Consider the following 22064-nt stretch of genomic DNA (forward strand, 5'->3'; position numbering starts at 1 on the left):
AGCGATCCCGGTTCGTATCGGATGTCACCTCTCCACGTCGAATTCTCCACAGAGTCGTCCCAATAGGAATGAGCGGCCAACGGGAGCGTGCAGACTCCGAATGAGACTGTATCTGGACAGGGTAGTTCGATATACCAAGCATTACTGGCGATGGTGTCGACGGACAGTGTAGTTCGGGGCAGAAACAACACCTGTCGGCTGTCTGGATCCGATATTCTCTGATTTACTATAAGGTCAGTTTACGTGTGACAACGTGGAGACATCATGACCTGCTATCCCACGCTCTCCTCGGTCGCCGAACGCGACGAATCGGAGGCTGGACCACCAGTTACTGTTACCCTGAGGAGCGGAAGCGAACTGCGAGATAGTGTCACGGTCTCGAATCTCAGTCCATCGTTTCGAATCGCGAGGAGCACATAGATGGCCATTGAGAAGGACCACACGAGACGAACTACTACTTCACCGGGGGCCGAGCGATTACTACTCCCATACGACAGCGAAGAACAACCAGTCGTCAGTGTCGTCCTCCCGACGCTAAACGAGGAAGCGGGTATCGGCGAGTGCATGGAGCGCATCGAGACCGCGCTCGAAGAGCTGGACGTCCCCGGCGAGGTCATCGTCAGCGACAGCTCGACCGACCGAACGCCCGAGATAGCTCGCGAGAACGGCGGCATCGTCGTCAAGCCCGACAAGGAGGGCTACGGCTACGCCTACCGGTACGGGTTCCAGTTCGCTCGCGGGGAGTACATCGTCATGGGCGACGCAGACACGACCTACGACTTCGAGTCCATCCCGAGACTACTCGCGCCGCTAGAGCGAGACGAGGCGGATATCGTCCTTGGCAGCCGGTTCGAGGGACGAATCGAGTCGGACTCGATGCCGCCGCTGCACAAGTACGTCGGTAATCCACTGCTCACGAAATTCCTCAACACCTTCTACGACGCCGGTGTGACCGACGCACACAGCGGCTTTCGCATCTTCAGGCGCGAGCTCCTCGACGACCTCGAACTCCGCTCAGACGGGATGGAGTTCGCCAGCGAGATGATTATGTCCGCGGCGGAGAACGACCTCAGGATTCGGGAGGTACCCATAGTCTACCACAGCCGGAAGGGCGAAGAGACACTGGATAGTTTCAGTGATGGCTGGCGACACGTCAAGTTCATGCTGTTGAACGCGCCGCGATACCTCTTTACCGTCCCGAGTATCCTCGCGACCGGCGTCGGTGTCCTCGTCATGCTCGCGTCGTTACTTCGTATCGAGTTCGCTACCGTAAATTTCGGCACCTACACGTTAGTCGCCGGAAGCCTTCTCACTGTGATGGGGTATCAGATCGGTAGTCTCGCAGTGTTCAGTTCGGTCGCGTCGAATCCGATTCAGGAGCCCTCGGACCCGGTCACGAACTGGGTGCGAGAGACGATGAGCCTGGAACAGGGGACGCTGCTGGGACTGGGAATCTTCACTGTCGGTGGCGTCGCCACAACGGTCATGGCCGTCGACTGGGTCTCGAGTGGATACACGGCCGAACCGCCGCTGATGTGGCTCTTGCTCGCGTTCACCGTGTTGCTCGTCGGGATGCAGACGATATTCTTTTCATTTTTCCTGGCGATGCTGGTCAACGACCGCAACACGACGTACGAGACCACCACACAGGAATCGGATCAACTCATGGTCTCCCAGGGCACGCAGGACTGAGACGAGGGCGGGGACGATACGCCCGACACCGCTGTCGATGCACATAAGTCGACCCGAGCAAACCGAGGACCATGCGCCAGTTCGTCGTCGTCGGTCACGACGCACCCACGACACCGGACTTCTCGCTCGACGACCTCGCCGGAGCAGCCGGTCGGCTCGACGTCCTCTGTCGCTGCGTCAACAGCGCCTTCTTCCTCAGCCACGACATCCGCACGGACGTCCGCGCCCACCTCGTGCTCGCCGACGAATACACGGTCACCTTCGACGGGAGCGACCTCCGGCGACTCAACCCAGACGAGCGCTCGACCGCCGCGCTCGTCCGAAATGCCCTCGAAGAGCGTGAGGAAGCCATCGGACACATCCCCGTCGAGACGTCCCCCGGGGTTTCGCTCACGCGCCGTGGGTTCGAGGGGACCGTCGAAGACGTCGCCGCCCGTGGGACAGTCGTCCAACTCCACGAGGACGGCGACCCTGTCGTCGACGCCGACCCACCGTCGAACCCGGTGTTCGTCCTCTCGGACCACCACGACTTCGAGCCGAACGAAGCCGACCTGCTCGCGGATTACGCCGAAGAACGTGTCTCACTCGGTCCAAAGGCGCTCCACGCCGACCACGCGATTACGGTCGCGCACAACTACCTCGATACCGAGGGGTTCACACAGTACTGAAACACATCTTCGAACAGACAGCCTCCTCTCGCAGAGTCACAGGCTATACATACCAGTTCTGCCAACTGGCGAGCAACCACTGAGCAATGAAGATTCGAGTGCCGCTGCTGCCGCGCTGGCTTCGCTGGAGTTTCGTCGTCGGTATCGCAGGGTTCATCTTCTACACGTCGATTCTCGTCGCACCACCGAGTTCGCCGATAGATACACTCAGGTTCGAACTCATTCCGCTAGACAAGTGGCGTCACTTCCTCGCGTACGGTGTGCTGGCGGGAGCGATACTGTATGCCACCGTGGACAGGCAGGTGTCGGTTCTCGGGAGTGTCTCACTCGTCGTCGGTCTCGCATTCGTCTACGGTGTCGGTATCGAGTTCGGCCAGTCGCTGATTCCGAACCGGTACTTCTCCCTGCTGGACGCGTACGCCAATTTCCTGGGAACACTCCTCGTCACGCCGTGGTATCTCGTCCGACGACACGTGGAGTTCGCCGAGGTGCGGACCTGGATTTCAGAGTTCAGGGTGACGACGGACACCCAGCAGGAGTAACCGTCGAGGAGTCGTGCCAGAAGAATTTTGCCGCGTCAGTCGTTGGAGGCTGTATGATGGGTCCCTGCGACAGCACTCGAACGGTACGGCTCGGAACCAGCACACCGCCTCCCGCTCGACAGTATTCGGATGACTGAGCACGACCGGCTAGACCGCCGGACAGTCCTCGGCGCACTCGCCAGCGCCGGTGCCGGAGCGGTCGCGGGCTGTGGCGCACTCCAGGGCGAGAGCGACAGCGAAGCGACGGAAGTAGAGGACGACCGTGCCCACGACCTCGCAGCGCAGTTCGCGCCGGTCGTCTACTTCGACGAGTACGAGCCGTGGTTCCCGACGGACCCGCGACCGTACACCAGCGAACAGGACGGCGAGACCATCGTCACCGGGTTCGACGCCTTCGACGGCTACCACGAGCGATTCACGGGCGACCAGCCCCCGAACCCGACCGTATTCTATAACGTCGTCCAGTACGAGGAGTCGCCGCTGGCGGCGGTCCAGTTCTGGATGTACTCCGCGTTCGACCAGTTCACGACGAACTTCCACTGGCACGACTGGGAGGTGCTGCACGTCTTCGTCGACACCGACTCCGGCGAGCCACAGCTCTACGTCGCCAGTTCGCACTCCCGGAAGGTCCCGAACAACGAATTTCTGGACCCCGAGCCGGACAGCGTCCCGCGCATCCTCTCTGAACTGGGCTCGCACTCCAGTGCGCTCTCGCTGAACGACATCCCGGACCGCTTCCAGCGGTTACCGACGGGCAACTCCTTTGCCGACATCACGAACAGCCCCATCGAGACCATCGAGGACATCGCCTCGATACCGCTGGCCTACGGCCTCCCGCGCGACGAGGGCCGGCGCTTGCCCTACGTGGTCCCGGAACTCGACGGCGCACCCATCTACGAGGACGACCGCTTGCCCTCGGTCGAAGAGTCCGACCTCGTCGACCAGCGCCTGGCGATCCGGTCCTTCGACGCGCTCTCGTCGCCACCGTCGGACCTGCCGGGACGGTCGACGGGGCTCGTCTTCGACCACGAGGAGCGTGAGGGCGACGCCGACGTCGAATATGCGCTGGCGCCGACGAGTGAAATCGAGCACATCACGGACTTCACCGGCCCGCAGTTGAGTTTCGAGTTCGCGGTCCCGCAGTTCGCCGAGGACGCCATCGCCGGGCACATCACGACAACAGGGGCACCCTGGGGCCAGCCCCGGTACGCGAACCCGGCGGCCGATATCTCGGAGCCGAACCACCGACGGGCGCTGGCCGACCGCTACGAGGCCATCGGTGCGCCGTCGTCGGTCAACAGCGTCGTCGCGCAGGTCACCGCGGCAGTCACCACCGACGCGGCACCCGACGGCGAAGGGCTGACGACCGAATCCTCGCCCGTCGAAGCGCTCGTAGTACTCGAAAGCGACCCGGAAGCCGCGCCGACGTTCGGCGGCGTGGCGGCGCTTCAGGACGTCCCGGCAGGTGAGCACCGACTCACCGTCAACGGTGCGGGACAGGCGCCACATAGCGAGGCGGTGTCGGTCAGCGAGAACGAGGGAGAGAACTCGGTCACGACAGCAGGTGTCGACGGCGAGATCCCGCTGGTCGCCCGCGAGTCGGCGACGAAGCTGGAGGTCGACAGCGACGGAGCCGACAGCGACCTGACCGACCTCGCCGTCGAAGACGACTTCGCGGGGCGACTGTACGACGCCCCGCTGTCGGGGCCGGACGCCGTCTACGTCCATCGCGGCGGTGCCTACACCACAGAAGTTCGCGACAGCGACGACGAGGTGGGCGCGTTCCGGGTGAACCCCGACCCCGAGGGCGGCGAGGGCGTTCGTATCGACCGGCCGAACACCGGCAAGGCGTCGCTGGCGACGTTCCTGGCCGACATCAGCGACGAGACGCGTGCCGAAGTCGCCGCGGTGGCCGACGGCGACGACGAGAGTGACGATAGCGACGAGAGTGGAGCGTCCGGGTCGCAGCAGCGACAGACCGACGGCGGTGGGCAGTCGAACGCCGTCCAGGGGCTCGCCCAGGCGCTCGGTGCCGTGGCCGAGGCAGCGCGGCGAGCAGCCGAACGGGCCGAGAACGGCGAGCGCGGCCGGGCCGACGAGAGCCTGCAGACGGTCATCGACCGGCTCGGACGCGTCGCTGGACGACTCGCCGAGGCCCAGTCCGACCTCCCCGGCGGACTCGCGAACGCGACGGAGCGTCGGCTCGAACAAGCCCAGCGCCGTTCTGAGCAAGCGAGGAACGCGAACAAACTCTGAATAGAGATGTGATTGGAGACCATCACCGGTAAGTCTTCGACGCCCCCAGCCACGGGCATGACCGACGACCTCGCGTGGGAGACGCTCGCCGCCGACACCGCCTACACCTGTCCGGGCTTCGACGTGGTTCACGAGGACGTGCGCCTGCCCGACGGTACCGAGACGGACTTCGATTACTTCCACGAGGGCGAGAGCGTGGTCATCCTGCCGTTCACGTCCGAGGGAGCGGTGGTCGTCATCGAAGAGTGGCGACAGGCGGTCAAACGGGTGAACTACGGCCTCCCCGCTGGAAGCATGGAGGACCACGACGACGACCCCGAGACGGCCGTCGGCCGCGAACTCGCCGAGGAGACCGGCTACGAGGCGGGATCAGTCGAGTACCTCTACAGTGCCGAACCCGCGAACGGCTACTCCGATTCGGTGTTCCACTACTTCGTCGCCCAGGACTGTGAGCCGACCGCCGAGCAGAACCTGGATTTCAACGAGTCCATCCACGTGGAGACGACCGAGTTCGAGTCGCTCGTGGAGAGGGTTCGAGAGGGTGAACTGCGGGACGGCCGCTCCGCGATCGGGATTCTCTACTACGCGCTGTTCGAGCAGTGATTGATGTCAATCATTTTATCTATGCGCGAAATATCTAAAACCAAGAGAAGTCCCGCTGACTGAGGCAGAGAAAACTAGAATGCGCAGCGGCCGATGCAACTCTGGTGTCGAATCGGACGAAGACGACATCGACGAGATTCGCTACGGGTAGCCCGGGAACACAACCCTTAGGCGCGCCCCCGCCCGACGACGGACAATGACGAACTTCGAGGTCCGCCAGTACGACGCCGCGGGCCGCCTGGGAAAAGTCGAGGTCCCACGCGCCGGCGTCACCGTCGAGACGCCGACCATCCTCCCGGTCGTGAACCCGCACGTCCAGACCATCGACCCGGCGGCGCTGGAATCCGAGTTCGGGGCCGAGATTCTCATCACGAACAGCTACATCCTGCACAAGTCCGACGAACTCCGCGAGCCGGCGCTCGAACAGGGCCTGCACGACCTGCTGGACTTCTCGGGGGCCATCATGACCGATTCGGGCTCGTTCCAGCTGGCCGAGTACGGCGAGATATCGGTGACGACCGAGGAGATTCTCGAGTTCCAGCACGACATCGGGAGCGACATCGGGACGCCGGTCGACATCCCCACACCGCCGGATGTCGACCGCGAGCAGGCCGAAGACGAGCTGGCGACGACCCAGGACCGACTGGAGCGCGCCGCGAGCGTCGACACCGGCGAGATGCTCGTCAGCGCCCCGGTCCAGGGCTCGACGTACCCGGACCTCCGGGAGCAGGCGGGCCATCACGCCGTCGAGACCGGCCTCGACGTCTTCCCCCTCGGTGCCGTCGTCCCGCTGATGAACGAGTACCGCTACGCCGACCTCGCGGACGTGGTGGCGGCGTGCAAGCGTGGTCTGGGTGAGGTGGGGCCGGTCCACCTCTTCGGCGCGGGCCACCCGATGATGTTCGCGATGGCCGCCGCGCTGGGCTGTGACCTCTTCGATTCGGCGGCGTACGCACTCTACGCTCGCGACGACCGGTACCTGACGGTGCGGGGAACCCAGCAACTCGACGACCTGGACTACTTCCCGTGTCACTGCCCGGTCTGTACGGAGTACACACCCGACGAACTCGACTCGCTGGACGAAGACGCACGCGAGGACCTGCTCGCCCGACACAACCTCCACGTCACCTACGGCGAGATTCGGACCGTCAGGCAGGCCATCCGCAGCGGGAACCTCATGGAGCTGGTCGACTCGCGGGCTCGCGGTCACCCGTCGATGGTCGACGGCTACCGCACCCTGCTGGACCACGCCGAGCAACTCGAACGGTCGGACCCCGCCTCGAAGCACGCGATGTTCTACACCTCACACGAGAGCGCGCGTCGACCCGAAGTGCTGCGCCACCACGAGCGTCTCGACCGGTTCGACCTCGAAGGTGACGAAGTGCTGCTGACCGAGGGCGGGTCGAACGACCGCTACGACGAGACGTGGGGCGTCCTGCCGCCCTTCGGTCCGTACCCGCGCGAACTCTCGGAGACCTATCCGCTGAACGCCGAGACGCCCGAGCGAACCGACCGGGCAGCTTGTGAAGCAGCGGCCGACGGCGTGGCGCGACTGGTCGACTGTCATCCCAAGGTCTCGTTCACGCTGGTCCACGACGACTGGCCGGAGACGGCGCTCACGCGAGTGCCCGACCAGGTGCGAGTTCGCGACCTCCACGAGCGGGACTGAGCGGGCTACGAACGGATCCGTGACCCCCCGGGCTCACACTCCGTCGAGGTGTCGCCACGCTGCCCCGTCGGCGCTGGTGGGGACTGCGACGCGAACCGTCGCGTCCGATTCGACCCTGGCGTGGTCGAACTCCCGACCCCCGTCGACCGACCTGTCGGCCCACGACACCAGTCGCACGTCGTCGACGAACGCCGTTCTCGTCCCGGCGTTCGGTGGTGCGAGGATCACGAGGCAGTTGAGGTGCGTCGCGTCGTCGGGAACGGTGAAATCGTGGCTGAGGACGCCCCACGTCTCGCCAGTCGGCGGGAGCGAGAACGAGTCGCGGTGGATCGACGACCCGTCGGTGTCGGCGTACCAGGCGAGTTCGACAGTCAGGCCGGACGCGACCGCGGTGCGGTAGCGGGCCGTGAGCGTCAGGTCGCCGTCGACCGGAATCCGGTGGGCGTTCGAGAGGACGACGTTCTGTGAGTTGCCGGCGATGCGCTGCAGGCGGATCCCGCCGCTGCCCTCGTATCCGAACGACGCGCCGGTCGCAGGCGGAGTGCGGCTGAAGCGCCACAGCGTGCCGTCGTACCCGGAGCCGTCGACGTCGACGCTCTCGAAGGTCCCGGTCGGGAGCAGGTCGCGGCCGAGGCGGACGGCTCCACGTTCGACGGCGCGAATCGGGCCCGTCTTCCGGGCGTAGGTCCGGTCCCCGGAGAAGTCGAGCGCCGTCGTGGTCGCCGGTTCCACGCCTGTGCCGCCCGCGAGCCCGGTCGGCGTGACCGAGACGGTTCCGTCTGAGCGACCCGCGGTCCGCCAGGAGAGGGCTCGGTTCGGTTTCCCCACGACGCCCCGGGGCACGAATCCCTCGAGCAAGAGTGGGTCGACGACGACCCGTTCGACGCCGTCGGCCGTCACGTAAGCCGTCAGGAGCGCCGACGGCAGCGTCTGCCAGAGCGTCTGGTCGAACACGAGGTTGCCGAGCGACCACGCGACGACGGCTCCGTCGAGCGTTTCGAGCCCGCCGGTGACGTGTGGATGGTGGTTGACGACGAGGTCGGCACCCGCGGCAGCCGCTGTCTCGGTGAGTCGACGCATCGTCGGCGTCGGGGTCGACTGATACGCCTCCCCACCGTGAATCTGAACCACCACCACGTCGTTGCGGTCGGCCGCGGCGGCGACGTGGTCAGCGAGTCGGTCGGGCGTCGCCTCCGCGACCCCGACGCCGGCTGGGACGGTCGTCGTGGTCCCGTCGTCGGTCGCCGACCCCCGCTCGCTTCGGTCGGCCGACCAGTGCAGGGCAAACCGGTCGCCGACGAGCGTCGTGCAGGACAGCATCGCGATGGAGACGCCGGCGACGTCGGTCGTCGCGGGCCGCCACGCCGCAGACGGTGACTGCCCAGCGCCCGAGTGCTCGATCCCCGCTGCATCGAGCGTTCTGGTGGTGTCAGCGAGCCCCGCCTGGAGTGCGTCGAAAGCGTGGTTGTTGCCGAGGGCCACGTAGTCGACGCCGGCGTCGGCGAGTGCCCGCCCGGCGACAGGGTGGGAGGCGTACTCGTACCGTTTGTCGGGGTGCCGAACCGTCGATTGCGTCAGCGGCGTCTCGAGGTTCACCGACGTGACGTCGGCGCTCTGCAACAGGGGTTTGATGCCGGCGAGGATCCGGTCGTGGTCGGCCCGCCGGTCGGACTCGCGAATGTGAGCGTGTGGGTTCAGCGGGTCCGTCGGGCGGTCGTAGAACCGCCGAGCGAACATCACGTCGCCGCCGAAGGCGAGCGCGGCAGTGCCGGCGGCCCCGACGACCGTCACGTCGGTCGCCGTGCCGGGTGCCCCGGCCACGAGCCGCTCGATGTACCCCGGAGCCGTGACGCGGAGCCAGACCGGGCGCTCGGTCCGAAGGCGAAAGCGGCCGGCGTCGTCCGTCGTCGTCCCGCCCACGCGCCCCTCGCTGCCGACGACCGCCTCGACGGTAGCACCGGTGACCGCCTCGCCCGCCGTGTCCCGGACGCGACCCGAGAGTGGCCCGGCGGTCGATTGCTGACTCCCCTCACCCGTCCCCGGTTGGGGGAAGACGCGAGTCACCGACGAACAGCCAGCGAGACCGCTCGCCGCGCCCAGTCCGAGGCTCCGTAACAGCGTGCGCCGAGACAGTGGTCCGGTGGGTGGCATCTGTACTCAGCGCCCCTCGACCGGTTTTCCGTCAGCGACCCGGTCGGGCGGACTCGATTCGACACGCTCGGCCCGGGCGTCCACTTCCGCGAGGAGCGAGCGCATGAACTCCGTGACGGTGTTACCCATCAGCATCACGGGATTGCCAGCCTCCAGCGCGGCGTCGAGGACGGCCGCCGGTTCGCTGTCCGTGCCGTGAGAGACGACGGGGAACGTCGCGTTCGTCTCGAACAGCGTCCGGTCATAACCGACCACGTGGGCACGCTCGATGGCGTTCGCATCGGCGAGTTCGCCGAGGTAGCGGAGGAACGACGCCGTCCGGCCGCGGCGGTCGCGCCTGAGGTTCAGCAGCGGTTCGACGACGGTGTCCGTGTCGCCGACCAGTGACCGGCGGGCGAGTTCCGTACTCTGGACGTCGTTGACCGGCGCCGCGTTGAACACGCGCCCGCCGGGGAGCCGACGCCAGGTCGGTCTGAGACGGTCGAGGTACCCCTCGCGTCGGGTCTCGGAGAGCGGCGGTTCACCGAGCGCCCCGAAGACGGCGTCCAGGCCGTAGACGCACTCGGCCCCCGGCGTCGAGCGGTCCTCGGGCGCGATGTCGACGAACATCACCGGCGCGTCGCGGCGGTCGAGTTCCGCCCGGAGGTAGCGACGGAGCGCCTCGTCTTGCTCGCCACAGACGACCGGCGTGCCACTCGGGACAGCGCGGGCGAGCGCACGAGCGATCTGGATCCGGTCGCGGCCGAGGGTATCGAGGTGGTCTTCGCGGACGTTGGTGAGAAAGAGGAGGTCCGGATCGACGAACTGCTCGTTGACGAGTCGCGTCGTGTACTGCCTGATGCCCTGGTTCTCGACGATGGCCACGTCGACGTCGTCGAACCGGGCGAGTTCGCGTTCGTTCTCGTAGAGTCGGACCGTCTCCTCACGGGTAACCGTCTGGACGGTGCCGTTGTACAGGACCTGGGGGACGTCGCCGGTGATCTTTGCGAACGTGTCGTACCCGCGAGCGGTGAACACATCGTGGAGCCAGCGGGTCATCGTCGATTTCCCACGGACGCCGGCGACGACGATCCGGTAGTCGATCTGCCGCAGGTGCCGGCGGTGGGCCGGTCCGGCACCGAGCGCGTGGGCGAGTTCGCTGCCGAGTCTGCCCAGAAGCGCACGCAGCCGACCGGCGGCGTCGGTCGTCATCGCCGTTCGCCACCCCGCTTCGTGTCGGGTTCGATGCCCGACAGCGCCGCCGGGGCCGGCTGGATCCGTTCGAGCCGGTAGAGTGCCCAGCAGGCGGGCCCGAGCAGCGCCGCACCGACCACGAGCGACTCGACTGGTACCGTCCTGAGCATCCCACCCGGTGGAGGGACGACAAAGAGGCGAGCGAGGAACGTGATGACGACCAGGAGCGCGAGGATGGCCGCGAGCGTCGCTGGGCGTTCGGCCGGCGAACTCACGTGCATGTTGTACGCCGTCACCCCGGCGAGCAGGCCGATGAAAAACGGGAGCACGCCGTGAGTGGCGGGAATCACGGCGACAGAAGAGATCGCCGCCAAGAGTCCGAAGATGACGCTGGTCGCGAGCAGGACCCGGCCGTACAGCAGCGTCCACCGGTGGACCGCCTGGACGGCCACGTAGACGAGGACGCCGGTCACGAGCCACAGCGGGAGCATCCAGCCGTTTCGAAAGGAGAGCAAGACGACGAGCGGGACGGCGATAACCCCGCCGAGTCGGAGTCCGTAGCGGGCTCGAACCAGTTCGCCCATGACCATGCCGACCGCAAGCACGCCGATAGTGAGCCGGTTCGACGCGATAATCGGGAGTGGTGGCCGGTCGACGGTCAGGCCGAACGCGATAGCGATGTCGGATTCGGGACTCAACAACAGCGGCGGCGTCGCCTGCGCGAGCGGCGTCAGGCCGACGGCGATCGTCAGGCCGATACCGACCACGACGAGAAACAGCAACACGGCGAGGCTCACCACGGCGTCGAGCACCCGGTCTTCGACCGAGAGCCGGTGGAAGTTGTACGCCGCGATGCCCGGCAGGATGCTCCCGAGGAACTCGATCTCGGCGATCATCCGCCTGAGCCCCAGGTCCAGTGCGAGAAACTCGAAGATCGTGATCGGGACGAGCGCGCCGACAGCGATCGAGATGACGTACAGTTGTCGCCCGTAGAGCGGGAGTCGCGCCTTCACGAAGCGAAGCGAGACGTACGCCGCGACCGTACTCAAGACGAAGACGGGGAAGGTGCTGAAACTCCGCAGCAGGTACACAGCGACCAGCGGAACGACGATGACACCGCCGAGTCTGAGCCCTCGCAGTTGCGCCGCTCCGATTCCCGCGAGCAAGCCGAGCAGCAGTATGGCCGTCGCGATCAACATGTCGTCGGTCCACCCCAAAGAACGCCGGCGAGCACCCGGAGCCCGGACAGAGTCGTTCTTTCGAAAACCAATATAGATATCGTAATTTAACTGTTTCTATCACATTGTTTGCTCACCAGACACGCACGGCGTCCCCGATCACTCCGGGACGCGACCACGTGGCGCATCGCATTTACCCACGGCTCACCTCGTGAGAACCAATGAAGAAGTCACTCGAGGAACACGCCGACCGCTTCTCCGAGCACGCCGCCGACTACGACGAGAACCAGGATTCCCCCGAGTATCGGGCCTGTGCCGACCTCGTGGTCGCCCACGCCGACCCCCAATCTGACGACGTGGTACTGGATCTGGGGACCGGCACAGGTGCAATAGCCTTCGGCGTCGCCGACGCCGCCGGCGAGGTCGTCGGGCGGGACATCAGCGAGGGGATGCTGGCGAAAGCCCGAGAGAAAGCCGCCGACCAGGGCGTCGAGAACGTTTCCTTCGGTGAGGGGCGCTTCCGGGACCCGCAGGTCCCCGACGGCGTGAGCGTGGACATCTCACCTCGAACTTCGCGATGCACCACCTCGGCGACGGGGAGAAGCGCGAAGCCATCGGCGTGATCGCCGGCCTCGGACCCCGGAAGATCGTCCTCGGCGACGTGATGTTCTTCGGCCATCCTGACCCCGACGAGCCGTTCTACAGTCCCGAGGTCGACGACCCGGCGACGGTCGGCGTGCTCGTGGACGCCTTCACCGACGCCGGCTACGCCATCACGGCCGTCGAGATGGTCGCAGCGCAGGTCGGCGTGCTGGTCGCCGAGAAGTTGGTCTGAGTGCCGTTCAGTGCAGCTGCTTCGTGATGTCCGACGAGGAGACCATCCCGATGTAGTCGTCGTCGACGACCGGGAGGTGGTTGATACCGAAGTTCGTCATCATCGCCGCCGTCTCGCCCAGCGGGAGGTCCGGCGGCACCGTCTCGACGTGCTCGGTCATCAGGTCCGAGACCAGCAGGTCGCTGGTGTCCATCCCTTGCGCGACAGCGTCGAGGACGTCCGTGCTCGTGATAATCGACGGCGGCGCGGTCGTCACGAGCAGCGCGCTGATGTCCTTGTCTCGCATGACGGCCGCGGCCTCGACGATCTCGGCGTCCGGGGAAATCGTCTCGAGTGGCGTCGTCATGATGTCCGCTACCAGAGTGCGGTCGTTGCTCATGGGGGAGTAGTTTCACGCCGGGGATATTGGTCTTTCCACACCGCGGTCACCGAAGAGCAAGATAGTTACTCGCCCGTGGCCGACGCTACTGCATGACCGACTACTTCGAGGTCCACGAGCGCGACGCCGCCGCGCGACTGGGCGAGTTGCGCCTCGCCGAGTCCGTGACGACGCCGGCGCTGGTGGACGACGTGGACGCGGATACGCCGGGTGCCGCCCACCCCCTGCTTCGCGACGGTGGGAGTCTCTGGGGCCAGGACCAACCCGAACCCGAGGGCGACGACAGTGCGGTGACGGTCCTCCCCTATCGGGGACTACCCGCTGGTACCCCCGACGAAGTGGCCGACGCGTTCGCCGGCGACTACCCTGACGTCGACTTTCCCAGCGCGGCGGTGGTCTCGCCCAAGAACGCAGGACAACATCCGGCCGACGTCACCGTGCTCTCGGGCGCGCCGGGCTACGTTGGCCACGCCCAAGCCTTCGTCGACGCCGTCACCAGCGTCCGAGATGTGACCCCCACGGACACTGCACTGTATCTCCCAGGCGTCGCGACCCCCCGGAACGTCGCGACGCTCGTCTACGCCGGCGTGGACCTCGTCGACCCCGACAGAGCGGTCATCCGCGGGACCGAAGGCCGCTATCTGACCACCGACGAGGCGTACTTCCTCGAAGACTTAGAGGAACTCCCCTGTGCGTGTCCGGCCTGCCAGGTCCCGCGCGAGGAGTTCGACCGCGAGGACTGCGTCGAACACAACGTCAACGCGCTGGCTGCGGAACTCCGGCGGGTCCGCCGGCGCATCCGCGACGGTCGCCTGCGCGATTACATCGAGGGCCAGGCCCGACAGGACAACTGGCTCACGGCGACGGTCCGGCTGTTGGACCAGCAGTACGGCTACGTCGAGGAGCGCACGCCGCTCATCCGTCGCGCCCAGCTCTCGGCGGCCACCGAGGACGCCATCCGGCGCGTCGAGATCCAGCGCTTCGCCGAGCGCGTCACCGAACGTTACGTCCCCCGCTTCGACGACCGCCCGCTCGTCCTAATTCCGTGTTCGGCGCGCAAGCCCTACAGCGACTCCCAGAGCCACAAGCAGTACCACGACGCCGTCCACTGGCGCGCCCACATGGTGTCGATGACGTCGCCCATCGGCGTCGTCCCCCAGGAGCTCGAACTGACCTACCCCGCCCAGCACTACGACTCCGTCGTGACCGGCGAGTGGAGCGCGAACGAGATCGAGTTCGTCAGCACGGTGCTGGAGCGGTACCTCGCGGACGCAGACTACCCCGAGATCATCGCACACGTCCCCGGCGGGGGGTACCGCGACATCTGCGAGCGTGTCGAGGCGTCGCTGGGACTGGACGTCACGTACACCGTCACCGACCACCCGACCACGGCCGATTCACTTGCGAACCTCGCCGCCGAACTCGAGGGGTGGGACACCTACCGGAAGTCCACCCGCGAGGCCAACACCATCCGCGCCGTCGCCGACTACCAGTTCGGCGCTGGGGCAGGCGACGAACTGTTCGACGACATCGCAACGCAGGGCCGGTACCCACAACTACGCGCCGACAGCGCCGACGGCGAGCAGCTCGCGGCGCTCGCCCAACAGTACGGCGTCCTCTCGCTGACACTCGCCGGCGCCCGACGATGGGTCGAGAGCGACGTGCCGTCGAAGACGGTCGAAATCGAACCGTTCGTCCCGCACGGGTCGGTGCTCGCACCCGGTATCACCGACGCAAGCGACGACATCCGCGTCGGTGACGATGTCGTGATTCGCGGTGACGCTGCGTTCGGCGTCGGCCGCGCACAGATGAGTGGCCCGGAGATGCGCGACTCGTCGCGTGGGATTGCCGTGCAGATGCGTCACGTCGAGGAGCAGTAGCAGAGGGTTATCCTGCCGTCACGTTCGCGCCGTCGTAGACGGCCGTCTCCGAGACCTCGACTGTACGGTTCTCACTTCCCGGCGCTGCCACCGTGTAGATTCCGGGATTCGCGACTGTCACCGCGAAGGCCCCCGTCGCGTTCGTCGTGGTCTGGCGCTCGTATTCGAACGACGTCCCCGAGACGGTGACGTCCGCCGTGACCGTCACGGTAGTGTTCGCCGCCGCAGTTCCGCGAACGGTCGCCCCCGGGACCAGCGCGAACGCTTTGTGACTCCCGCTCTCACTGGCGTAGACGGGCTGGAAGTGACCGAGGCCATCGAGGTCACCGTTTCTACTACCCATCGCGTCGTGGAGTCGGCCGTACAGTGTCTCGGCCGGCACGTCGGGTCCGTCGGTCGTGACCACGTACCCGACCCGGTCCGAGTATCGATCGTAGACGCTCTCGGGCGATTCCGAGTTGACGAACTGGGGGAAGTTGCTCCGCGCGTATGCGTAACTTTCCGACTCGCCGTTGACGAAGTAGTTGTACACGCGGTTGCGACCCCAGGCGCTGAGGACGTAGTTCTCCGTGTACTCCAGTTCACGCTCGGCCGCGTTCGTCTCGATTGCAGTCGCCGCTTCGTAGGTACCGTCCTCCGTGACGACCTGGCTCGTCTTGACCGGAACCTGCAACATGCCGAAGCCACCGAACAGGAGAAAGAGGACGACCAAAGCGCCGAGTGTCCGGCCATCTGGGAGGGCGACATCAACGACGTCTCGACCGCTGTCGACCGAAAGCGGTCGAGCGAGGTCGATCCACGAGGCGACCCAGACGAACGCGACGCCGGTAAACAGCGCCGCGAACGTCGCCAGTTCGCCGACGAACCGGACCTGAATCGCCGCGAGCGCGAAGAGGAACCACGCGTAGCTACTGGCGACCAGCCAGCCAGGAGATCCCTCGCGCGCTCGCTGGACGCCCCAACCCATCGCCGGGAGGGCGAGAATCAGCGTGAACCCGAACAGGAGCAGAAAGCCGAACGATTCGGCGTTGAACAGCCCGTACACTTCGGCGATCGAGTCGGAGCGAAAGAGCGTATCGAGTCGGCCCTGCAGGGTCGCCCACTGCTCGGGGAGGCCGAATCGGAGGACGAGGAAGCCAAGCAGTCCCAGGCCAACGTCGAGTCCGGCCAGCTGCCTCGCAGTGCCATCGACACTGCGGACGGCCTCCGCAGTCAGCGAGACGCCGAGGACACCCGCGGTCAACAGTGCCGGCGTCGACGCGACGAGGGCGGTCTGCCAGCCAGCGACAGAGTGGGTCCCCCAAGCAAGGACCGCCCCGAAGGTCGTCCCCGCGATGACTGGCGCGTTCGTGAGCAGCGACGAGCGATCGGCCGCGACGTCGAGAATCGTCTTCCCAGTCACGGCGAGGCCCACCGGGAGGATGAGCAACGGACCGGCCTCCCAGGCTAGCACCTGTCCGCCGAGTCCGAGTCCGAGTCCCCCGGCCGCGAGCCAGAGTTCCACTCTGCGGAACGACGCTCTGTCCACGTCGGTCGTCAGCAAGATAACCAGCGCCAGCGCCGTCAGACCGAGCCACGGGTAGTCGAAGGCGTGGTGGTCGGCGAAGCCCAGACTCGTTCGGAAGGCGTGGCCGGGGATGAACGCCAGGAAGAGCATCGATGCCAGACCAACGCGTCTGTCGTTGGTCACGCGGAGCGCCAACGCATAGAGGAGGACGGCAGAGACGAGTGCCGAGACGACGGGATACCACGCGAGTACGTTCCCGATCGCCTCGACACTGCCGCCAAAGAGGCTGGCGACCCACCAGAGCGTCGCGACCATCAGCGGTTCGCCGTTGGTGAGTCCCCCGGCCATGGTAGAGAGCGCCCCGAAGTCGGCCGCGCCGCCGGCTTCAGCGGCGATCTGCTCCACGTGATAACGGTAGAAGTACGGGTCGTTCCCCGAGAGGACGATGTCGTCACCACGGTATATCGAGCCGACGACGTACACTCGCGAAACGAACACCACGGCCAACGCCGCGACGAGCAAGCCGACGGCCCGCGGTTCGAACTCGACGCTGGTGAGCGAAGAGACCGAGTTGGCGAAGCTGGTGCCCTGCTGACTGGTTGCGTTCGGTGTCCCACCATCGAGCACCGCTCGAACCGCCCGGGGGTCGGCGACGTGATACTTCCCATCGGTTTTCTCGACGATACCTTCCGAGACGAGTTCGCCGAACTGGCCCGAGTCGACGGGAACGTCGTCGAAGTCCCAGCCGTCCGTCTCCTCGTCGACGGCGAGGACGGCTTCAGCCGCGGATTTCAGCTCGGGGCGGTCTTCGAGGACGTCGACCCCGGGCTCGTCGTTCATGTATCGGTGTGTTGCTGAGGAGCGAATAAATCCATCGGGACGCAGGAGCCAGCCGGAGCTGCGACTGCGATGAGGACGACGACCGTCCCGCTCTCAGACGTTCTCGCGTCCCGCGGGAGCGACTCGTGACGAGCACCGGGTGGCTTATTCGCCGCGACGACGAACCGGGCACATGGAACGGTCGGCGACGCGACGGTGGCGTCCAGCCATCGTGTTCGCGCTCCTCCTGCTGGTCACGTCACTGGTGCCACTCCCCCAGAACGGGGCCGGAACGGTGCCCGCGCTACTGAGCGTGTCGCTGGACAAGTGGGCTCACGCCGCCGGTTACGGCGCGTTCACCGTGCTGCTGGCGAGCGGGCGGCGAGCGCAGCGCGCGCGTTCGGTCGCCGCGCTCGTGGCGCTCGCCGTCGCCTACGGGGCGGGCATCGAGGGACTCCAGGCCCTCACGGCGTCGCGGTCGGCGAGTGGTGCCGATATGCTGGCCAACGGCGTCGGCGCGGTCCTCGCCGGGGTCGCGTGGCGCTGGTCGCGTCGCTCAAACCGAGACTGAGTCACCGGTATCGCCTTTGTGTCGGCGACGAGATACGCCACATGGTCTCCCGGAGACACTATCTCCGCGTCGCCGGCCTCGCGCTCGCCTCGGTCGCCGGCTGCGCGAGGCTCGGCGAGCGAGACGGGACGGCGACCGACGGGCCGAGCGGGTCGCCCACGGAGACAGACCGAGAGACGACGTCGAGAACCGACCGACCGACCGCCAAAGAGACGGACACGAGCGAGTCCGACGGTTCCCGCGCGTGGGAGCCGACCTGGTCGTTCGACGTCGAGTTCGGGAACGTCCTGGCACTGACTGCCGACGGCACCGACCTCTACGCGACGCTGAGCGACGACGCGGGCCGGTCGGCCGTCGCGAGGGTCGACCGGGCCGGACAACGCCTGGCGTGGGAAACCGAGTTCCCCGGGGAGGTGGTCACCAGCACCCACCTCCGGCAGACGAACGCCAGGGACAAGTGGAGTCTCACCGTCGCCGACGGGGCGCTGTACGTCCTGACCGGGAACATCGCGGAGGACGACGCCTGGACGGCACTGCACGCGCTCGACTCCGAGACGGGCCAGGAACGGTGGTCGGTCCCCCGCGAGAGAGAGCTGGCGGTCGCCGGCGTCCGCGACGGTACCGTCGTGGTCGGTGGCCTGGAGTTCTTCTTCCCGGATTCGACACACGAACCGACCGAAGAGCCGCTGACGACGGTGCTCTACGGTATCGACGCCGCGAGTGGCGACGTGCGCTGGACCCGGGAGTTCACCGCCGTCCAAGCAGCGACGACGGCGACCGATGGCCTGGCCGTCGCGTCGGCGTCCGGCGTGACGGCGCTCGACCTCGACGGCGGGGAGCGGTGGTCGGAGTCGACGGGTACGGCGCGGACAGTGGTCGCAGTCGGGGACAGCACCGTGGCCGCGCTCGCGGACGGCGACGGGTCGAGCCTCCGTGCGTTCGGCCCCGAGGGGACCGAGCGCTGGCAGGACCGGCGGCCGGTCGAGGAGTTCCTGGTCGACGGCGACGTGCTGTACGGACTCGGCGAGGAAACGGTCGCCGTCGAGGCCGACGGCACCGTGGCCTGGCAGGTCGACGGCTACAGTCAGTGGCCACTGCTCGCACCCGACGGCGACACACTGTACACACGCGCCGCCGTAGGTGCCGACGCCGTCGACGCCTTCTCGCTGCCAGAGGGCGGGCGTCGGTTCCGCTACGAGACGCCGTCGAACAACGGCTGGCCGGCCGGCGCGACCGACTCGTTCGTCGTCGCCGAGGCCATCACGCCCGAGGAGGCAGACTTCACGAGCCTGTTCGCCGTCGACGAGCGGTCCGGGGAGCCGATGGCCGTCTTTCGGCCCGCGGACACCGTCTTCGACGTCGCCGGCGTGGGCGACACCGCCTACGCCGGTATCGGCGGGCGACTGCTCGCCTTCGAGGGCCCGGGCTGACGGCGGCTAACGAAGCCGCTTTACGCGCCGGTCGGTTATCCCGGCGTAATGAGCAAGCCCAGTCCCGACGTCTACGAGCAGGGCAAGGGCATGGACGCCCACAACGCGGTGATGCGCGACATCCGATCGCGCAACGACTCGACGTACGACCCGCGCGAACCGACCAGAGTCTGGCTCGACGAGGACAACACGCCCGACGGCGTCTACCAGAGCCTGACCATCATCCTCAACACCGGCGGCTGCCGGTGGGCCCGTGCGGGCGGGTGTACGATGTGTGGCTACGTCGCCGAGAGCGTCGAGGGCGGCAGCGTCGCCCACGAGGACCTGATGGCCCAGATTCAACACTGCCTGGACCACGAGGCCGAGAACGCGGAAGAGCCGTCGGGCCTCATCAAGATCTACACCTCCGGGAGCTTCCTCGACGAGCGCGAGGTCCCCGCCGAAACTCGGCAGGCCATCGCCGAGACGTTCGCCGACCGCGAGCGCATCGTCGTCGAGTCGCTGCCCGACTTCGTGCAGGACGACCGGGTCAGCGACTTCGTCGACGTGGGGCTCGAAACCGACGTCGCCGTGGGACTGGAGACCGCCACGGACCGCGTGCGCCACGACTCGGTGAACAAGTACTTCGACTTCGCGGACTTCGAGGCGGCCTGCGCGGCCGCTCGGGAGGCCGGTGCCGGCGTGAAGGCCTACCTCCTGATGAAGCCCCCCTTCCTCACCGAGTCGGAGGCCGTCGAAGACATGAAGCGGTCGGTGCGCCGGTGTGCCGCCGTCGAGGGGTGTCACACCGTCTCGATGAACCCCTGTAACGTCCAGCGCTACACGATGGTCGAGGAGCTGTACCACGACGGTGGCTACCGCCCGCCGTGGCTCTGGTCGGTCGCTGACGTGCTCGAGTCGACCGCCGACGTCTCCGGAAGCGGAGCGACCGGAGGCTCGTCTGACGGTGAGGACGTCATCGTCGTCTCGGACCCCGTCGGCCACGGGAGCGACCGCGGACCCCACAACTGCGGCGAGTGCGACGACCGCGTCCAGCGGGCGATCAAGGACTTCGACCTGCGCCAGGACCCGAGCGTCTTCGAGCAGGTGTCCTGCGAGTGCGAGGCGACGTGGGAGGCCGTGCTGGAACGGGAGAAAGGGTACTCACTGCCGCTCGCACGCTAACACAGGCGGTTCGGACCGATTCAGAGCACGTCGTCGGGTTCGTGGGTCGATTGCATCCGTTCGACCTCGCCGGCGTACCGCTCGCGCGTCTCGGCGTCGTCGACGGTTCCGAGATTGTCCGGTGAGACGGCCATCGAGACCGGCGTCTCGCGATGGTCGCCGGTGTAGGAGGTCAGCGCCCGCTCCTTGCGGAAGTCCCGCCGGCCGTCCGGCGTCGCGTAGGTGAGGATGATGAGGTTCTGCTCGTCGTCGGAGTAGGTCCGTTCGACGAGCCAGACCCGGACGGTCTCCTGTGTGGTCGCCTGTTGGTCGTCCATAGATGTCACTACGGTGAACAGAGACAAAGGGATGTCGGCGATACTCGTTGCGCGAGCGGACCACTTTCACTTTCACTCCGGTAGGGTGGGCCTTTTGTCATCAGGGTCTGTAACGTGTCGTAGGGGCCGCCGGGAATGTCACACGCTCCAGATGGCCCCGTTCCCATCCATCTCCCTTTGGATTCCAGACGCACCGAGCGCCAGCAGTGAGCGGGAGTAGCGACGCTGCTGGTCGGTGGCACCGCCGTATCGTAACCTGGTCGCAAAACGCGAGATTACTCCGCGAACCCTTCTAGCGCGCCCTGCCCGTCCGTCCGGCCGAGGTCTTCGAGCGACGCGCGCTCGGGGTGGGGCATCATGACCGCGACGTGGTCGCCCGCGCCGGTGATGCCGGCGACGGCGTGTTTCGACCCGTTGGGGTTCGCCTCGGGCGTGACGTTGCCGTCCGCGTCGCAGTACCGAAAGAGGATGCGGTTCTCCGCTTCGAGCTCCTCGAGGCGCTCGTCGGTAATCTCGTAGCGGCCCTCGCCGTGGGCGATGGGGAGTTCGACGACGTCGCCTTCCTCGTAGTGGTTGGTCCACGGCGTGTCGGCGTTCTCCACGCGGAGATGGACGTGCTCACACCGGAACCGGGCACTCTCGTTGGTGGTGAACACGCCGGGCGTCAGCGACGACTCACAGCCGATTTGGGCGCCGTTACAGACGCCAAGGACTGGGATACCTTCGTCGGCAGCGTCCCTGACCGCCTGCATGATAGGCGAGCGGGCGGCCATCGCACCGGCACGGAGGTAGTCACCGTAGGAGAAGCCACCGGGGAGCATGATACCCTCGACGGCATCCGGGAGCCCGTCCTCGTGCCAGACGAGTTCCGCGTCGAAGCCCAGCGACTCGAGGGCCTGGACCGAGTCGCGGTCGCAGTTCGAGCCGCCAAACTGTATCACTGCAATCGTCATTCGACCTGGTCGACCTCCACGTCGTAGTCGTGGATGGTCGGGTTCGCCAGCAGGCGTTCGGCCATCTCGTCGGCCCGGTCGGTGGCTTCGTCGGCCGACGCGGCGTCGATGTCGAGTTCGAACACGTCCGCAGACCGGAGGTCCTCGAGCTCGAAGCCGAGCCGTTCGAGCGAGCGCTGGGTCGTCTCGGCCTCGGGGTCGAGGACGCCCCGCTTGAGTCGGACGGTCACCGTGGCGGTGTAGACGGTCATTACTGGCAAGCGAGCGTGGGGCGGAG

18 protein-coding genes and 1 pseudogene are annotated in these 22064 nt (G+C 66.7%); 11 read left to right on the forward strand and 8 right to left on the reverse strand.

The genetic code is table 11. The annotated features are described in order from the left end of the window. Positions 1 to 420 precede the first annotated feature (420 nt). The 6 genes from P1L41_RS01540 to tgtA all read left to right on the forward strand — a co-directional run bounded on the left by P1L41_RS01540 (position 421) and on the right by tgtA (position 7430). Positions 421 to 1692, forward strand: a complete 1272-nt coding sequence (locus P1L41_RS01540) for a glycosyltransferase family 2 protein (RefSeq protein ID WP_276297125.1) — start codon at positions 421 to 423, stop codon at positions 1690 to 1692. 71 nt (positions 1693 to 1763) lie between these two features. Further along, positions 1764 to 2360, forward strand: coding sequence for a tRNA (pseudouridine(54)-N(1))-methyltransferase TrmY (gene trmY / locus P1L41_RS01545; RefSeq protein ID WP_276297126.1), 597 nt, complete (start codon positions 1764 to 1766; stop codon positions 2358 to 2360). Between the two features lie 86 nt (positions 2361 to 2446). Next, the gene (locus P1L41_RS01550; protein WP_276297127.1) at positions 2447 to 2902 is read left to right on the forward strand and encodes a VanZ family protein; all 456 of its coding nucleotides are present in this window, start codon (positions 2447 to 2449) and stop codon (positions 2900 to 2902) included. Positions 2903 to 3031: 129 nt separating this feature from the next. Next, the gene (locus tag P1L41_RS01555; RefSeq protein ID WP_276297128.1) at positions 3032 to 5158 is read left to right on the forward strand and encodes a hypothetical protein; all 2127 of its coding nucleotides are present in this window, start codon (positions 3032 to 3034) and stop codon (positions 5156 to 5158) included. 57 nt (positions 5159 to 5215) lie between these two features. Further along, the gene (locus P1L41_RS01560) at positions 5216 to 5761 is read left to right on the forward strand and encodes an NUDIX hydrolase (RefSeq protein ID WP_276297129.1); all 546 of its coding nucleotides are present in this window, start codon (positions 5216 to 5218) and stop codon (positions 5759 to 5761) included. Between the two features lie 196 nt (positions 5762 to 5957). Beyond that, on the forward strand, positions 5958 to 7430 hold the full coding sequence (gene tgtA / locus P1L41_RS01565) for a tRNA guanosine(15) transglycosylase TgtA (RefSeq protein ID WP_276297130.1): 1473 nt from the start codon (positions 5958 to 5960) through the stop codon (positions 7428 to 7430). A gap of 33 nt (positions 7431 to 7463) precedes the next feature. Here the strand turns inward: tgtA and P1L41_RS01570 are convergent, their stop codons facing one another. Genes P1L41_RS01570 through P1L41_RS01580 form a run of 3 tightly spaced genes read right to left on the reverse strand, consistent with a single transcriptional unit; the run spans position 7464 to position 11953 of the window. Further along, the gene (locus P1L41_RS01570) at positions 7464 to 9581 is read right to left on the reverse strand and encodes a CapA family protein (RefSeq protein WP_276297131.1); all 2118 of its coding nucleotides are present in this window, start codon (positions 9579 to 9581) and stop codon (positions 7464 to 7466) included. A 6-nt stretch (positions 9582 to 9587) separates the two neighbouring features. Next, positions 9588 to 10772: a Mur ligase family protein gene (locus tag P1L41_RS01575; protein ID WP_276297132.1), complete on the reverse strand. Its 1185-nt coding sequence runs from the start codon at positions 10770 to 10772 to the stop codon at positions 9588 to 9590. Continuing rightward, positions 10769 to 11953, reverse strand: a complete 1185-nt coding sequence (locus P1L41_RS01580) for a poly-gamma-glutamate biosynthesis protein PgsC/CapC (protein WP_276297133.1) — start codon at positions 11951 to 11953, stop codon at positions 10769 to 10771. The genes P1L41_RS01575 and P1L41_RS01580 overlap by 4 nt, the downstream gene beginning before the upstream one ends. 200 nt (positions 11954 to 12153) lie before the next feature. On the opposite strand from P1L41_RS01580, the pseudogene P1L41_RS01585 reads away from it, so the two are divergent. After that, positions 12154 to 12767: pseudogene (locus P1L41_RS01585) on the forward strand (class I SAM-dependent methyltransferase). Between the two features lie 7 nt (positions 12768 to 12774). Here P1L41_RS01585 and P1L41_RS01590 read toward each other — a convergent pair. After that, positions 12775 to 13146, reverse strand: a complete 372-nt coding sequence (locus P1L41_RS01590; RefSeq protein ID WP_276297134.1) for a CBS domain-containing protein — start codon at positions 13144 to 13146, stop codon at positions 12775 to 12777. A gap of 92 nt (positions 13147 to 13238) precedes the next feature. Here P1L41_RS01590 and arcS point away from each other — a divergent pair, with 92 nt between their 5' ends. After that, positions 13239 to 15026 carry an archaeosine synthase subunit alpha gene (arcS, locus tag P1L41_RS01595; RefSeq protein ID WP_276297135.1) on the forward strand — a complete coding sequence of 596 codons (1788 nt, stop codon included), beginning with the start codon at positions 13239 to 13241 and terminating at the stop codon, positions 15024 to 15026. Positions 15027 to 15033: 7 nt separating this feature from the next. Here arcS and P1L41_RS01600 read toward each other — a convergent pair whose 3' ends face one another. Further along, positions 15034 to 17373 carry an STT3 domain-containing protein gene (locus P1L41_RS01600; RefSeq protein ID WP_276297136.1) on the reverse strand — a complete coding sequence of 780 codons (2340 nt, stop codon included), beginning with the start codon at positions 17371 to 17373 and terminating at the stop codon, positions 15034 to 15036. 172 nt (positions 17374 to 17545) lie between these two features. Here P1L41_RS01600 and P1L41_RS01605 point away from each other — a divergent pair, with 172 nt between their 5' ends. The 3 genes from P1L41_RS01605 to P1L41_RS01615 are packed head-to-tail and all read left to right on the forward strand — an operon-like array spanning position 17546 to position 20517. Then, entirely contained in the window at positions 17546 to 17923 is a 378-nt protein-coding gene (locus tag P1L41_RS01605) for a VanZ family protein (protein WP_276297137.1), read from the forward strand. 41 nt (positions 17924 to 17964) lie between these two features. Next, a complete protein-coding gene (locus P1L41_RS01610) occupies positions 17965 to 19353 on the forward strand; it encodes a PQQ-binding-like beta-propeller repeat protein (protein WP_276297138.1) in 1389 nt (462 codons plus the stop codon). A 48-nt stretch (positions 19354 to 19401) separates the two neighbouring features. Further along, positions 19402 to 20517 (forward strand): archaeosine biosynthesis radical SAM protein RaSEA, encoded by a 1116-nt coding sequence (locus P1L41_RS01615; protein WP_276297139.1) that lies wholly within the window; start codon positions 19402 to 19404, stop codon positions 20515 to 20517. A gap of 20 nt (positions 20518 to 20537) precedes the next feature. On the opposite strand, the gene P1L41_RS01620 is transcribed toward P1L41_RS01615, so the two are convergent. The 3 genes from P1L41_RS01620 to purS form a co-directional block, all read right to left on the reverse strand. Further along, on the reverse strand, positions 20538 to 20834 hold the full coding sequence (locus tag P1L41_RS01620; protein WP_276297140.1) for a DUF7967 family protein: 297 nt from the start codon (positions 20832 to 20834) through the stop codon (positions 20538 to 20540). Between the two features lie 275 nt (positions 20835 to 21109). Then, entirely contained in the window at positions 21110 to 21787 is a 678-nt protein-coding gene (gene purQ, locus P1L41_RS01625; RefSeq protein ID WP_276297141.1) for a phosphoribosylformylglycinamidine synthase I, read from the reverse strand. Next, the gene (purS, locus tag P1L41_RS01630; protein ID WP_276297142.1) at positions 21784 to 22038 is read right to left on the reverse strand and encodes a phosphoribosylformylglycinamidine synthase subunit PurS; all 255 of its coding nucleotides are present in this window, start codon (positions 22036 to 22038) and stop codon (positions 21784 to 21786) included. Before purS ends, purQ begins: the two co-directional genes overlap by 4 nt. Positions 22039 to 22064 lie beyond the last annotated feature (26 nt).

Origin of the sequence: Haloarcula ordinaria (assembly GCF_029338275.1) — an archaeon.
Lineage (GTDB): Archaea > Halobacteriota > Halobacteria > Halobacteriales > Haloarculaceae > Haloarcula > Haloarcula ordinaria.